The organism is Pleomorphomonas carboxyditropha (assembly GCF_002770725.1).
GTDB lineage: Bacteria > Pseudomonadota > Alphaproteobacteria > Rhizobiales > Pleomorphomonadaceae > Pleomorphomonas > Pleomorphomonas carboxyditropha.
Genome location: NZ_NQVN01000002.1, coordinates 194,925 through 208,860 on the forward strand (window position 1 = coordinate 194,925; position 13,936 = coordinate 208,860).

General features: G+C 68.2%; 11 protein-coding genes. 9 read left to right on the plus strand and 2 right to left on the minus strand.

From position 1 onward, the window contains the following. Nucleotides 1–119 precede the first annotated feature (119 nt). The 6 genes from CJ014_RS05385 to CJ014_RS05410 are packed head-to-tail and all read left to right on the plus strand — an operon-like array spanning nt 120 to nt 8,266. Entirely contained in the window at nt 120–2,642 is a 2,523-nt protein-coding gene (locus CJ014_RS05385) for a hypothetical protein (protein WP_245427123.1), read from the plus strand. Between the two features lie 12 nt (nt 2,643–2,654). Further along, nucleotides 2,655–3,746 (plus strand): beta-galactosidase BglB, encoded by a 1,092-nt coding sequence (gene bglB, locus CJ014_RS05390; RefSeq protein ID WP_100079513.1) that lies wholly within the window; start codon nt 2,655–2,657, stop codon nt 3,744–3,746. Continuing rightward, nucleotides 3,743–5,077 carry a polygalacturonase PglB gene (pglB, locus tag CJ014_RS05395; RefSeq protein WP_100079514.1) on the plus strand — a complete coding sequence of 445 codons (1,335 nt, stop codon included), beginning with the start codon at nt 3,743–3,745 and terminating at the stop codon, nt 5,075–5,077. Before bglB ends, pglB begins: the two co-directional genes overlap by 4 nt. A gap of 18 nt (nt 5,078–5,095) precedes the next feature. After that, entirely contained in the window at nt 5,096–6,220 is a 1,125-nt protein-coding gene (locus CJ014_RS05400) for an ABC transporter ATP-binding protein (RefSeq protein ID WP_100079515.1), read from the plus strand. Then, complete coding sequence (locus CJ014_RS05405; protein ID WP_100079834.1) at nt 6,210–7,205, plus strand: carbohydrate ABC transporter permease; 996 nt, start codon at nt 6,210–6,212, stop codon at nt 7,203–7,205. The genes CJ014_RS05400 and CJ014_RS05405 overlap by 11 nt, the downstream gene beginning before the upstream one ends. Nucleotides 7,206–7,219: 14 nt before the next feature. After that, nucleotides 7,220–8,266, plus strand: coding sequence for a carbohydrate ABC transporter permease (locus CJ014_RS05410; protein WP_425351896.1), 1,047 nt, complete (start codon nt 7,220–7,222; stop codon nt 8,264–8,266). Between the two features lie 21 nt (nt 8,267–8,287). Here CJ014_RS05410 and CJ014_RS05415 read toward each other — a convergent pair whose 3' ends face one another. Next, nucleotides 8,288–9,340, minus strand: coding sequence for a LacI family DNA-binding transcriptional regulator (locus CJ014_RS05415; protein WP_100079517.1), 1,053 nt, complete (start codon nt 9,338–9,340; stop codon nt 8,288–8,290). 345 nt (nt 9,341–9,685) lie between these two features. On the opposite strand from CJ014_RS05415, the gene CJ014_RS05420 reads away from it, so the two are divergent. The 3 genes from CJ014_RS05420 to CJ014_RS05430 are packed head-to-tail and all read left to right on the plus strand — an operon-like array spanning nt 9,686 to nt 12,396. Next, entirely contained in the window at nt 9,686–10,453 is a 768-nt protein-coding gene (locus tag CJ014_RS05420) for an FCD domain-containing protein (protein WP_100079518.1), read from the plus strand. Nucleotides 10,454–10,483: 30 nt separating this feature from the next. Then, nucleotides 10,484–11,536 (plus strand): mannonate dehydratase, encoded by a 1,053-nt coding sequence (gene uxuA / locus CJ014_RS05425; protein ID WP_100079519.1) that lies wholly within the window; start codon nt 10,484–10,486, stop codon nt 11,534–11,536. Nucleotides 11,537–11,544: 8 nt separating this feature from the next. Next, nucleotides 11,545–12,396, plus strand: coding sequence for an SDR family oxidoreductase (locus tag CJ014_RS05430; protein ID WP_100079835.1), 852 nt, complete (start codon nt 11,545–11,547; stop codon nt 12,394–12,396). Nucleotides 12,397–12,447: 51 nt separating this feature from the next. Here CJ014_RS05430 and CJ014_RS05435 read toward each other — a convergent pair whose 3' ends face one another. Beyond that, nucleotides 12,448–13,935: a UxaA family hydrolase gene (locus tag CJ014_RS05435; protein WP_100079520.1), complete on the minus strand. Its 1,488-nt coding sequence runs from the start codon at nt 13,933–13,935 to the stop codon at nt 12,448–12,450. Nucleotide 13,936 lies beyond the last annotated feature (1 nt).

Here is a 13,936-nt window from a genome sequence, read left to right on the forward strand (position 1 = left end):
GCAATTTGATCATTGACAAAGCGGCCGTCAAGCTGTTTTTCAGTAGCAAAATCGCGGCGACGGCAGGTTGCCGTCTGTTGCTGTAGAAATGAAAACTCTTTCATGAATGGGAGATATTCATGAAGGCTCGCCAGATGGCGATCCCCGTCGGAGCCGGGGGTGCCTACGTCGTGTCGCCCGGTCAGTCGCTGACATCCTGGGTGGTGTCGCCACGCGTCGAGAGCTTTTTTCCCGGCGAGCCGGCTCCGGCCGAGGACAGGGTCGGCTACCGGTTCGTCAACGGCTTCGTCGATGTCGGCGACCTGCCTTGCCGCAAGGCGTTCCGGGCGACCATGCCGGGGCGATCGATCGAGCCGGAGACCGACTGGCCGGTCGATCACCTGAACCTGCCCGGAAGCAACCGCCGGGTCGAGTTCACCGGCTTCTGGCATGTGCCGACCCACGTGCGCCGCTGGCTCAGGAGCATTTGGCGCGCCGACGCCGACGGCACGGTCGAACTTCTCCTCCGGACCTGCGGCGGCGTCCGCGTCTGGGTGAACGGCATCGAGCGCGTGCGCTTCGAGCCCTTCCTTCGCAACGTCGAAAGCGAGACCCGCGTCCGCCTGCCGCTTCTCGCCGGCGACAACGAAATTCTGGTGCACAGCGAGGATCTGGCCGAGCGCGACACCGTCTGGTTCGTCGAGATGGAGCTCGGCGGCGACATGCCGCTCACGGTGCTGCTGCCCGTGGCTGTGGACCGCGACGCGCTGGCCCGCCTCGAGGCGCTGGCCCGGCAGGTGCGCCCGGCGCGCGACGTCTTCGCAGGCGCGCCGCTGGAGCTCCTCTTCGATACGCCGCCCGGCGTCGACCTGCCGGTCGAGGTCCGGATCGTCAGCCACGGACACGACCGCAGTTGCCTTGCTGTGTCGGAGACGGTGCTCGGGGCGGGGGAACCCCGGCTTGTCGTCGCCGGCAGCGAGCGCGTCGGCAGCGGCTATCACGGCGTCCGGCTGTCGCTCGGGACGGGCGCGGGCAAGGTGACGCGGGCGTTCGACGCCGCCTTCATCGACGACCTTGCGCCGGCGCCGCCCGGCGCCACGCTCGCCGAGCGCAAGCGCCGGGCGCTCCGTTTCGCCGCCCGGCGCGGGGCGCCGCGCATCGGCCGGGTGCTGGCCATGCTGGCGTCCGACGATGGGGAACCCGCGGCGATGGCGGCCATCGTCGACGCGACGCTGGCGACGATCGACCGGGCGGAGGATTGCTCGGACTTCGTCATGGTGCCGCTGCTTTGGCTGGCCGGCGCCCACGGCGATCGCCTCTCCGCGTCGACGGCCGACCGCATCCGCGCCGCCGTGCTCGCCTATCGCTACTGGGTGGACGAGCCCGGCAACGACACCATGTGGTTCTGGAGCGAGAACCACGTTCTCTGCTTCCACGCCAGCCAGCTCATCGCTGGCCGCCTCTATCCCGACGACCGGTTTCTCCGGTCCGGGCGGAGCGGCCGCGAGCAGGCGGCGCTGGCGGAGGAGCGGCTCGGCCGCTGGTTCGACAGCGTCGAGGCCCACGGTCTCGCCGAATGGAACTCCGCCGCCTATTACCCGATCGACTTCATCGGGCTGCTGGCGCTCCACCGCTGGGCGGACGCGCCGATCGCCGACCGGGCGGGGGCGATGCTCGACCGCATCTTCACCATGATCGCCCTGCATACGCTCGCCGGCGTGCCGGCCGGCTCGCAGGGGCGCGCCTACGACAAGGAGCTGAGGGCCGGGCCGCTGACCGAGCTCGCCCCCTTCGCCACCGTCGCCTTCGGCCGCGGCTGGCTCAATGGCGGCGTCGCCGCGCTGCCGATGTTCTGCGCCGGTCCCTACGCGCCGCCGGCCGGCCTCGCCGACCTCGTCGATCTCGCCCCTGGCCGGTCGATCGAGGCGCGCTACGCGCAGGGACTGGAGAGCGGCAAGCTGGTGCTGTTCAAGACGGAGGCGGCCCAGCTCTCCACCGTCGTCGATCACAGGACCGGCAAGCCGGGCCACCAGCAGCATGTGCTCGACATCCGCCTGGCCGGCCATCCCATGGCGCGGCTCTGGGTCAACCATCCGGGCGAGGACGATCCATGGGGCACCCGGCGGCCGTCCTACTGGGCGGGCAGCGGCATCCTGCCGCGCGTGGCCCAGCACCGCGACGTCGCCCTTCTCGTCGCCGATCCTCGCGCCGCGCGCATCCGCTGGACGCACGCCTATGTCGGGCGCGACGGAATGGACGAGATCCTGATCGAGGACGGCTGGCTGATCGTCCGTTCCGGGCGCGGCTTCGCGGCGCTTCACGCGTCCAACGGCCTCGCGCCGGTCGAGTCTGGCGCCACCGCCGGACACGAGGTGAGAACGGGCGAGGGGCCTGTCGGCTGGGTGGCGGTGATCGGCTCGGGCGACGCCCACGCCTTTGGCGCCTTCCGGACGCGCCTTCGCGCCAGCACCGTGACGTTCGATCGCGAGGCGCTCCGCCTCGATTTCAGCCCGGATGGCCGGGAAACGCTGAGCCTTGCCTATGACGGCGCCTTCAGCGTCGGCGGCCGACGCGTCGCCTTCGACCATACCGGGCCGATCCCGGTCCTGACCCATGACAGCGCCGATCCGCGGCTCGACGCATTTCCCCCGTTCTTTGCCTGAATTGGAATTCGTATGGACCAGCTGACAATCGACAGGATCGGTCTCCGGGAAACCACCGATCGGGTGGCCGCCGCCTTCCGCCGGCTCAAGGGTATCCGGGAGGGGCTGGCGTCGGGGGATGCCGGCGGCATCGCCTTCGAGGAGTGGGACTGGGAGGTCGGCGTCGGTCTCTACGGCTTTCTGCGCCGGGCGCTCGCCACCGGAGACAGAGCGGCGATCGCCCAACTGACCGACTGGTACGCCTGGCAGATCGGCCGTGGCCTGCCGCCGCGTCAGATCAATTCCACCGCTCCGATGCTGCCCCTGGCGCTGCTCGTCGAGCATGTCGATCGTCCGGATTTCCGGGCCCTGATCGAGGACTGGGCCGACTGGCTGGTGCGCTCGCTGCCGAAGACCGAGGACGGCGGCTTCCAGCATGTCGTCAAGGAGCGCCTCAACGAGGGAGAGCTCTGGGACGACACGCTGTTCATGGCCGTGCTGTTTCTGGCCCGCGCCGGCCGGCTGCTCGGGCGGCGCGACTGGATAGACGAGGCCGTCTACCAGTTTCTCGTCCACGCCCGCTATCTCTCCGATCCGGTGACCGGCCTCTGGTACCACGGCTGGACCTTCAACGGCCGGCACAATTTCGCCCGGGCCTTCTGGGGGCGCGGCAACGCCTGGATCACCGTCGCCATCCCCGAACTGCTCGATCTGGTGCCGGAGATCGAGGCCAAGGACCGCCGCTTTCTCACCAATCTGCTGCATAGCCAGGTCCGGACGCTGAAGGCGCTGCAGCGGCGGGACGGGCTTTTCCATACGCTGCTCGACGATCCGGCCTCGCCGGTGGAAGCCTCGGCCACGGCCGGAATCGCCTACGGCATCCTGCGCGCCGTGCGCGCCGGCATCCTGCCGGAGGAGGACCGGGCCGCGGCGCTGTCGGCCTTCGGCGCCGTGCTGGCCGAGATCGACGAGACCGGCGTCGTCGGCAAGGTCTCCGACGGGACCGCGATGGGGCACGATCTCGATTTCTACCGGCGCATTCCCAACCTGCCGACGCCTTACGGCCAGGCGCTCGCCATGCTGCTGCTGATCGAAATGCTGGGCTCTCGGGAGGACGAACGGTGACCAAGGGCAGGGCAGTTCTCGTCGAGGCGACGGGCGGCGACGCGACCGCCGTCCTGCAGGCGGCGATCGACCGGACATCCGCCGAGGGCGGCGGCGTGGTGCGACTCCTGGCGGGCGAGCACATCGCCGGGGGACTTTGCCTGCGGTCGGGCGTCGAGCTCAACCTCGCCGAAGGCGCGGTGCTGAGGCCGATTCCCGATTACGACGCCTTTGCCGGGACGACGGTATCGGTGATCGCCGAAAAGTCGGACAGGGGGATGGTCGTGGCGCGCGGCGCCCGTGATGTCGCGCTGACCGGCCCGGGACGCATCGCGGCCGGCGGCGGCCGGTTCATCGTCGGCGAGGAGGCGGCGATGGGCACCTTCGTACCGGCTACTTATCGGCCGCGGGTGGTGGTGTTCGAATCCTGCCGCGGCGTCCGGCTCGAAAACCTCGCGGTGGACGATTCGCCGATGTGGACGCTGCATCTGGTCGACTGCGAGGACGTCACCGTCCGCAAGGTCCGCGTCTCCAACAACCGGCGGCTTCCCAACACCGACGGCCTGGTGCTCGACGCCTGCCGGCGCGCGCTGATCGAGGACGTGGTCATCTCGACCGCCGACGACGGCATCTGTCTCAAGACCAGCGCCGGGCCGGACGGCGAGGCCATCGGCCGCTGCGAGGATATCCTGGTCCGCCGCGCCGAGGTGGCCAGCCTGTCCTGCGCGCTCAAGGTCGGCACCGAGTCCTTCGGCGACTTTTCGAACATCGTCTTCGAGGATTGCCGCGTCGTCGACTCCAACCGCGGCCTCGGCCTGTTCTCGCGCGACGGCGGCCGGATTTCCAACGTCCGCTTCTCGCGGATCGACGTCGATTGCCGCGAGACGCCGGATGGCTTCTGGGGATCGGGCGAGGGATTGACGGTCACCGTCTTGGACCGCCGGCCGAGCCGCCGGGCCGGCGCCGTCGAGGATCTTGTCGTCGAGGATATCACCGGCCGCATGCAAGGCGCCATCGCCCTGGTATCGGCGTCGGAGGCGGGAATCCGCAACGTCAGCCTCGCCCGCATCCATCTCGTCCAGACGCCCGGCGATCTCGGCACGGCGCTTCGCTACGACATGCGCCCGACCGGGGCCGACCTCGCGCCGGCGCCCAACGCGGCCGGCCGGGCCAACGCCTGGACGCTCGGCGCCGACGGCAGGGTGGTCGGCCTCGTCGATTATCCGGGCGGCCTGCCGGCCGTCTTCGTCAAGGGTGTCGAGGGTCTTTCGACCGAGGACGTGGTCATCGGGCGTCCGGAGCCGTTGCCGGTCGGCTGGAACAGCGCCGACATCGTCCGCCAAGCAAGATGAACCTCGCGGGAGGAGGGAATGGGAGAACTGAAACTATCCAGCCTGAACAAGGCGTTCGGCGCGGTTCATGTGCTGCACGACATCGACCTTTCCGTGAAGGATGGCGAGTTCGTCGTCTTCGTCGGGCCGTCCGGCTGCGGCAAATCCACCTTGCTGCGCATCATCGCCGGCCTTGAGGACGTCACGTCCGGCCGGATCGAGATCGGCGGCCGCGACGTCGGCCAGTTGTCGCCGGCCGAGCGCAAGATCGCCATGGTGTTCCAGTCCTACGCGCTCTATCCGCACATGAGCGTCCGGAAGAACCTCGCCTTCGGCCTGGAGAACCTGAAGTTCAAGCGGTCGGAGATCGACGCCCGGATCGCCGAGGCGGCGCGCATGCTGGCGATCGAGCCCTATCTCGACCGCAAGCCGCGCCAGTTGTCCGGCGGCCAGCGCCAGCGCGTGGCGATCGGCCGAGCCATCGTCCGCGAGCCCGACATCTTCCTGTTCGACGAGCCGCTCTCCAACCTCGACGCGGCGCTGCGCGTGCAGACCCGCGCCGAGATCACCCGGCTGCACCAGCAGATCAAGACGACCATGATCTACGTCACCCACGACCAGGTGGAGGCGATGACCATGGCCGACAAGATCGTCATCCTGCGGGCCGGCCGCGTCGAGCAGGTCGGCTCGCCGCTCGAACTCTTCGACTATCCCCGCAACCTGTTCGTCGCCGGCTTCCTCGGCTCGCCGCGCATGAACATCGTCAGGGCGTCCATCGCCGGGATCGGCCCGGAAGGCGCCTCGATCGATCTCGGCCATGGCGCGGTGCTGCCCTGCGACGTCGATCCCGCCGCCGTCCGGCCCGGCCAGCGGGTGCTCGCCGGCATCCGCCCGGCGCATTTCCAGCGGGTGGAGGAGGGCGGCGTTCCCTTCGTCGTGCAGTATTACGAAAGCCTCGGCACCGAAACCTATGTCTACGGCGCCCTGGCGGAAACGCAGGAGCCGATCATCGTCCACGAGACCGGCCATTTCGCGCCGCCGTCCGGCACCCGGCTCGCCATCGCGCCGATGCCGGGCCGGCTGCATGTCTTCGATCCGGACAGCGAGCTGGCGATCGCCCGCCGCGATGCCGGCCAGCGGCGGGGGGCGGTCCATGGCAATTAAGGCTTCCGCGGTGCTCGAACGGCTCGTCGAAGGCGTCATGTCCTTGGTCGAGATCCCGATCAACGCCCTCGAGCGGCTGATGGGGCGCAAGCGCGTCCCCTATCTGTTCCTCGCGCCCAATCTCGTCCTTTTCGGAATCTTCACCTTCCTGCCGATCGCCATCTCCGTCGGCTACGCGGTAACCGGCGGCACCAACCTCTTCGTCACCGACCGGCCGTTCGTCGGTCTCGACAACTTCCGCCAGCTCCTGAGCTGCCAGGACTATTCCCGTCCCGGCACCTGCCAGGAATCCCTGTTCTGGACCGCCATCTGGAACACCTTCTGGTTCGTGGGCTTCAATGTCGTCGCCACGCTGCTGGTCGCGCTGGTCACGGCGCTGATCCTCAACCGCGCCATGGTCGGCCGCGGCTTCTTCCGGGCGATGTTCTTCTATCCCGTCCTGCTGTCGCCGGTGGTCATCGGCCTCATCTGGAAATGGTTTCTCGACCGCAACGGCCTGCTCAACGCCTTTTTCGAGATGATGGGCGTGCCGCCGCACGTCTTCCTGCTGGAGGTCGGCTGGGCGCGGTTCTTCGTGGTGCTGGTCTCCGTGTGGTTCCACATGGGCTTCTACACGCTGATCCTGCTCGCCGGATTGCAGGCGATCCCCAAGGACCTCTACGAGGCCGCCGCCATCGACGCCGCCTCGCGCCGGCGCACGCTGTTCGCGATCACCCTGCCGCTGCTCGGTCCCAACCTCCTGGTGGTGCTGATCCTGCTGATGATCCGCTCGGTGCAGATATTCGACGAGGCATGGGTGCTGACCAACGGCGGCGGACCGGGCACCGCCAACAGCTTCATCGTGCAGTATATCTACCAGATGGCCTTCGGCAGCGACCTGCGCCTGCTGGGCCTCGCCTCGGCCGCCTCGGTGCTGATGGGCGTGGTGCTGCTGGCCCTGACGCTGGTGCAACTGCGCCTCGCCAGGAAAACGGAGGAGATCTGACCATGGCCGGCACCATCAATCCCGTCGCCTTTCTCGGGCGCACCCGCCGGCGCGGGCGGATCGACATCACCGACATCCTGTCCTGGCTCTGGCTGATCGGCGGCACCATCGCCGTGCTGGTCCCGGTGGTCTGGGCGGGTCTGTCGTCGATGAAGCCGGAGGCCGAGATCACCCGCTTCCCGCCGAGCCTGCTGCCGCGCACCACCCAGCAGGTCGTGGTGCCGGGCTACGACCGGCCGCTCGGCCTGTGGACCGTCACCATCGACGGCGAAAGCCGCGAGATGGCGATGGTCCGGCGCATCGGTATCAAGGCCCAGATGGTCGATCCGGAAAATCCGGCGGCGCCGGTCAGCGTCGATGCGCGCACCATCTCGCCGGTGCAGAAGCTGACGATCGCCACCGAAAACTACAGCGACCCGCTCGAACGGTTCAACTTCCTGACCTACCTCAAGAACTCGGTGTTCGTCACCGTCGTCGCCACCATCCTGACGCTGATCGTCAACGCCATGGCCGCCTTCGCCCTGTCCAAGTACCGCTTCCGCGGCGACAAGGCGGTGTTCGTGCTGATCATCTCGACGCTGATGATCCCGCTCACCGTGGTGATGGTGCCGGCCTATATGGTGATCGTTGGGGTCGGCCTCGTCGACAATCTGTGGGGCGTCATCATTCCCACCGTGGCATCGCCGACCGGCGTGTTCCTGCTGCGCCAGTACATGCTGACCATCCCCGACGAGCTGATCGAGGCGGCCCGCGTCGACGCGGCCAGCGAGTTCCGCATCTTCTGGCGGATCGTCCTGCCGCTCACCGCCCCGGCGCTGGCGGTGCTGGCTATCTTCTCGGTGCTGTGGCGGTGGAACGACTTCCTCTGGCCGTTGATCGTTCTGAGCAGCCGCGAGAACTTCACGCTGCAGATCGGACTGAATGCCTTCCAGGGAGAGTTCTCGGTCCAGTGGCACTATATCCTGGCGATGACCTTCCTGAGCCTGCTGCCGGTGACCGTGGTGTTCCTGTTCCTGCAGAAGTACATCACCACCGGCATCGCCGGCACGGGCATGAAGTGATCCGCGCTCCCGAACGGCGCCTCATCCGGCGCCGCGCGGCGGGGCGATGCTGCCTCGCCGCACCAGCCGGCAGCCGAGCTCCAGCCGGTAGGCCGGACGCAGCGGATCGTTGGCGATCACGCGCTGTTCGAGCAGCGACAGGGCTGCCTCGCCGAGCCGTCCGATCGGCAACTGGATGGTCGACAGCGGCGGCTGGGTGAATTCGCCCGGCATGATGCCGTCGAAGCCGAGCACGGAAATCTGCTCGGGCACCTTGATGCCGGCCTCTGCCAGCGCGGAAAGACAGCCGAGCGCAAGATTGTCGGCGGCGCAGAAGATGGCGGTCGCGCCGCCGAGCTGCGGATCCCTCCTCAGCGCCGCCACCATCGCCGCCTGGCCCTGGGCCGGCGTGTAGCCGGCCGCCTCGACGACGAGATCCTGCGGAAACGGCAGGCCGGCGGCGAGATAGGCGTCGGCATAACCGTCGAACCGGCGCCGGATGGTGGTGCGCCCCTTCCAGGTGAGGTGCATGATCCGGCGGTGGCCCAGCGACAGCAGATGCTCGACGCCGAGCCGGGCGCCGAAGCGGTTCTCGCCGGTCACCGTGTCCACGGTCATCGACGGGTCCTCGCCGTTGATGATCACCACCGGCAGCGACAGGCTGGTCAGGCCGCGCACGAGCTCCGCCCGATCGTCGGCGAGGACCACGATGCCGTCGATCTTTTCCGCCAGCGCCGCCCTGCGCACCTCCGCCATGTCGATCCGGTCGACGCCGCTCACATGCGGCACCACCCGGATCGCCCGGCGCTCGCATTCCTGCTTGAACCCGTCGAGGATCGTCCAGCTCACCAGGTTGAGGGCGGTATTGCTCGCGGCGTTGCCGGCCATGGCCACCAGGATCGAGGTCAGCGACGTGATGGTCGCCTGCCGGCGCCGCTTTTCGAGGTAGCCGACCTTCCGGGCGATCTCCAGCACCCGCTCCCTGACCTCGACGCTGAGGGGAGCCGTGCCGTTGAGCGCATGCGAAGCGGTGCTCAGGGCGACGCCGGCCTCCTTGGCGATCTCCTTCAGACCGACTTTTCCCCTTGCCGCCATGATCCTCGCCCAGATTTGTCGTGGCTGCCGCCCCCGTTCCGAACCGGTTTCGGAACAGGCGGGCACCGGTGCTTCCCTAAAAGGAAATTCGAACACGGTATTCCGGAGCCCCGGCCCGCGGGCCGGAATGACTCCGCCGCCATCCTATATCATTTTCGCCGTTGCTCCAGATTGCATCGGCGGCAACCCCCTTGCCCCGCGGCGGATATTCGAAAATTGGTCAGTCCAATTTCAATGAATGGTTTGACAGATTTGATGGCATAAATCATTATTGGCCTGACCGGATAGGGGAAATGATCGCGGCCGCCTCCGGCGCTTGCCGTGCCGATCGATGGAAAGTTGGCGATGAACTCCGACGCGAAAACGCAGAGACGGTATCGCGAGCTGGCCGAGCAGCTTCAGGGCGACATCGCGGCCGGCCGCTACGAGGTGGGCGAGCGCCTGCCTCCCGAGCGCGATCTCGCCGAGGCATTTTCCGTAAGCCGGCCAACCATCCGCGAAGCGCTGATCATGCTGGAGATTTTGGGGCTGGTGCAGGTTCGCGTCGGCTCGGGCATCCATGTCGTCTCCCGCACGCCGACGTTGTCGGCCCAGGGCGCCGGTCTGGCCGACGACGTCGGTCCGTTCGAATTGCTGCAGGCCCGCCAACTGATCGAAAGCGAAGTTGCCGCCTTCGCCGCCAACCGGACGACCAAGAGCGATATTGCCCGGATGCGCGAGGCGCTCGACATGGAACGCCGGGACGTGGCGGCGGGCGATACCGACCACCGCAGCGACGAGATGTTCCACCTGCTGATCGCCGAGGCGACGCAGAACACCGTGCTTCACGAGACCGTTCGCAGCCTTTGGCAGCGGCGTCACCGCAGCGCCATGTGGCTGCAACTGCACCGCCGGATCGCCGAGCAGGAATATCGCCGGCAGTGGCTGGACGACCATCAGGCGGTTCTGGCGGCGCTGCGCGCGCGCAACCCCGAGGCGGCCTACGATGCCATGTGGTCGCATCTGCAGCGCGTCCGCGAGACGCTGCTGGCGATTTCCGACGTCGACGACCCGCATTTCGACGGCTTTCTGTTCACCTCGGCCACCATCAAGACGGCCGTTCCGGGCGGCTGACCGTTCCGCCGGCTTTCGAAAGGGCGATCCATGAAGATGACCTTCCGCTGGTATGGCGACGACGATCCCGTCACGCTGGCCAAGATCCGCCAGATTCCCGGCATGACCGGCATCGTCAGCGCCATCTACGACGTGCCCGTGGGCGAGGTTTGGCCGGCCGGGCGCATCCGGGCGCTGAAACAGACGATCAACGCCGCCGGCCTTGCCTTCGAGGTGGTGGAAAGCGTGCCGGTGCACGAGGACATCAAGCTCGGCAAGCCGGACCGCGACCGGCTGATCGCCAACTATTGCGCGACGCTCCGGAACCTCGGCGCCGAGGGCGTTAAGATGGTCTGCTACAACTTCATGCCGGTGTTCGACTGGACGCGCACCGACCTCGCCATGCCCTTGCCCGACGGCTCCAACGCCCTGTCCTTCGACGCCGCCGAGGCCGACGCCATCGACGTCTCCAAGGGCATCAGCCTGCCGGGCTGGGACGCCAGCTACAAGCCCGAGGAACTGTCCGCGCTGCTCGACGACTACCGGAGCGTCGACGAGGAAAAGCTGTTCGATAACCTCGCCTATTTCCTGAAGGCGGTCATCCCGGCGGCCGAGGAGGCCGGCATCCGCATGGCCATCCATCCCGACGATCCGCCACGCCCGATCTTCGGCCTGCCGCGCATCGTCAAGAACCGCGACGACCTCGACCGCATCCTGGCCGTCGTCGACAGCCCGGCCAATTCGCTCACCTTCTGCACCGGCTCGCTGGGCGCCGATCTCGGCAACGACCTCGTCGCCATGGTGCGCGAGTTCTCGGGCCGGGGGCGCATCGCCTTCGCCCATCTCAGGAACGTCAAGACCAGCGCCGCCGGCGACTTCCACGAGGTGGCGCACCTGTCCTCGGAAGGCTCGGTCGACCTCGGCGAGGTGGTGCGCGCCTATCACGACACCGGCTTTACCGGCTATTACCGCCCCGACCACGGCCGCATGATCTGGGGCGAGACCGGCAAGCCCGGCTACGGCCTCTATGACCGGGCGCTGGGCGCCGTCTACATCAACGGCCTCTGGGAAGGCATCGCCAAGACCGTGGCCGCCAGGCAGTGAGGGCAACCGTGGATATCCCGTTCAAGATAGATCTCGCCGGCAAGACCGTCGTCATCACCGGCGGCGCCGGCGTGCTCGGCACCTCATTCGCGGCGGCGCTCGGCGCCTGCGGCGCCCGCATCGCCGTGCTCGACCTCGATCGGCAGGCCGCCGACCGGGTGGTCGCCGGGCTCAGTGCGGACGGCGTCGAAGCGATTGCGGTGACGGCCAACGTGCTGGAGCGCGAGTCGCTGGCCGCGGCGGCCGACAGGGTCGCGGCCGCCTTCGGCCCTTGCGATCTGCTCGTCAACGGCGCCGGCGGCAACCACCCCAAGGGCACCACCACCAAGGAGGTGCTGGAGGCGGCCGACCTCGACGATCCGGCTTTGCTGACCTTCTTCGACCTCGATCCGGCGAGCGTCGGCTTCGTCTTCAACCTCAACTTCCTCGGCACGCTGCTGCCGACCCAGGCCTTCGCCCGGCAGATGATCGGCCGCCCCGGCTCGTCGATCGTCAACGTGTCGTCGATGAACGCCTTCCGGCCGCTGACCAAGATCCCGGCCTATTCGGGCGCCAAGGCGGCGGTCAGCAACTTCACCCAGTGGCTGGCGGTGCATTTTGCCGGGGTCGGCATCCGCGTCAACGCCATCGCGCCCGGCTTCTTCGTCACCAACCAGAACCGGGGCATGCTGATCGGGGCGGACGGCGAACTCACCGAGCGGGCGCGCAAGATCGTCGCCCATACGCCGATGGGCCGCTTCGGGGAGGCCGACGAGCTGATCGGCGCGCTGCTGTTCCTCGCCAGCGAGAAGGCGTCCGGCTTCGTCAACGGCGTCGTGCTGCCCGTCGATGGCGGGTTCTCCGCCTATTCCGGCGTGTGAGCCGCGCGAGGGACGTGGCGCTCCGGGACATCGGCGAGCGTAGAGTTCAAATCACAGTGTGACGCCTGTCTTGAAGATGACGATTTCGCCGATGTCGTTGATCTCGTTGCGGGTCGGCTTGCCGGAGGCGATGGCGAGGACGGCGTCGACGAAGCTGTCGCGCAGGCCCTCGACGGTGGTCTCGCCGATGGCGATCGGGCCGGCGTCGAAGTCGATCCAGTGCGGCTTGCGGCCGGCGAGGTCGCTGTTGGTGGCGATCTTCATGGTCGGCACCACGCCGCCGAGCGGCGTGCCGCGGCCGGTGGTGAACAGCACCATGTGGCAGCCGGCGGCGGCCAGCGCCGTCACCGCCACGCCGTCGTTGCCCGGCGCCGACAACAGGTTGAGGCCGGGCCTTTTGATCCTGCCGGTGTAGCCGATCACGTCGCGCACCGTGGAAAGGCCGGCCTTCTGGGTGCAGCCGAGCGACTTCTCCTCCAGCGTCGAGATGCCGCCCGCCTTGTTGCCCGGCGACGGGTTCTCGTAGATCGGCTGGTTGTTGTCGACGTAGTAGCGCTTGAAGTCGTTGATCAGCGCCACCGTCTTGTCGAACACCTCGCGGCTTTCCGCCCGCGCCATCAGCAGTTGCTCGGCGCCGAACATCTCCGGCACCTCGGTGAGCACCGTGGTGCCGCCGATGCCGGTCAGCCAGTCGGAGAAGGCGCCGAGCAGCGGATTGGCGGTGATGCCGGAGAAGCCGTCCGAGCCGCCGCACTTGAGGCCGACCCTGAGGCGATCGGCACCGACCTCGACCCGCTTGTCGTTGGCCATCGTCCCGGCGAGCTCGCGGCAGATGGCGAGCGCCTCGGCCATCTCGTCGCCGGCCTCCTGGCTCAGCAGGAAGCGGACGCGGGATGGATCGGGCAGCTCCAGCCCCTCCCGGAAGTAGGCCTTGGTGTTGTTCTCGCAGCCGAGACCGAGCACCAGGACGCCGCCGGCATTGGGGTGGGCCACGTAGTTCTGCAGGATGCCGCGCGTGTTGGCGAGGTCGTCGCCGAGCTGCGAGCAGCCGTAGGGATGGCTGAGCACGCTGACCTTGGAGCCCTCGGGCAGCAGGCCCTCGCGCTCCACCGCCTTGGCGATGTTGCCGGCAAGGCCGTTGATGCAGCCGACCAGCGGCACGATGTAGAGGTCGTTGCGGATGCCGATGTCGCCGTTCGCCCGCTCGTAGGCCTGGATGGTCGGCGCCGGGCCGCCGTTCTGCGGCCGCACCGCGACGTTGCCGGCATAGCTGTAGTCGAGGATGTCGCCGAGCGCGGTCTTGAGATTGTGGACGTGGACATGCGCGCCCTTGGCAACCGCCTCGCGGGCGAGGCCGATCACCGCGCCGTACTTGATCACCTTGTCGCCTTCGGCGATGTCGCGCAGCGCGAACTTGTGCGCCTGCGGCACGTCGTCGCGCAGCGTCAACCCGAAGGCGGCGATGTCGGTGCCCTTGGCGAGCGGTTCGAGGGCGACGGCGACGCTGTCGTCGGGATGGATCTTGAGAACGCGCGGCATG

Coding starts and splice junctions, on each gene's coding strand:
- CJ014_RS05385 (WP_245427123.1), top strand. CDS start 120: ATGAAGGCTCGCCAGATGGCGATCCCCGTCGGAGCCGGGGGTGCCTAC.
- bglB (WP_100079513.1), top strand. CDS start 2,655: ATGGACCAGCTGACAATCGACAGGATCGGTCTCCGGGAAACCACCGAT.
- CJ014_RS05400 (WP_100079515.1), top strand. CDS start 5,096: ATGGGAGAACTGAAACTATCCAGCCTGAACAAGGCGTTCGGCGCGGTT.
- CJ014_RS05405 (WP_100079834.1), top strand. CDS start 6,210: ATGGCAATTAAGGCTTCCGCGGTGCTCGAACGGCTCGTCGAAGGCGTC.
- CJ014_RS05415 (WP_100079517.1), bottom strand. CDS start 9,340: ATGGCGGCAAGGGGAAAAGTCGGTCTGAAGGAGATCGCCAAGGAGGCC.
- CJ014_RS05420 (WP_100079518.1), top strand. CDS start 9,686: ATGAACTCCGACGCGAAAACGCAGAGACGGTATCGCGAGCTGGCCGAG.
- uxuA (WP_100079519.1), top strand. CDS start 10,484: ATGAAGATGACCTTCCGCTGGTATGGCGACGACGATCCCGTCACGCTG.
- CJ014_RS05435 (WP_100079520.1), bottom strand. CDS start 13,935: ATGCCGCGCGTTCTCAAGATCCATCCCGACGACAGCGTCGCCGTCGCC.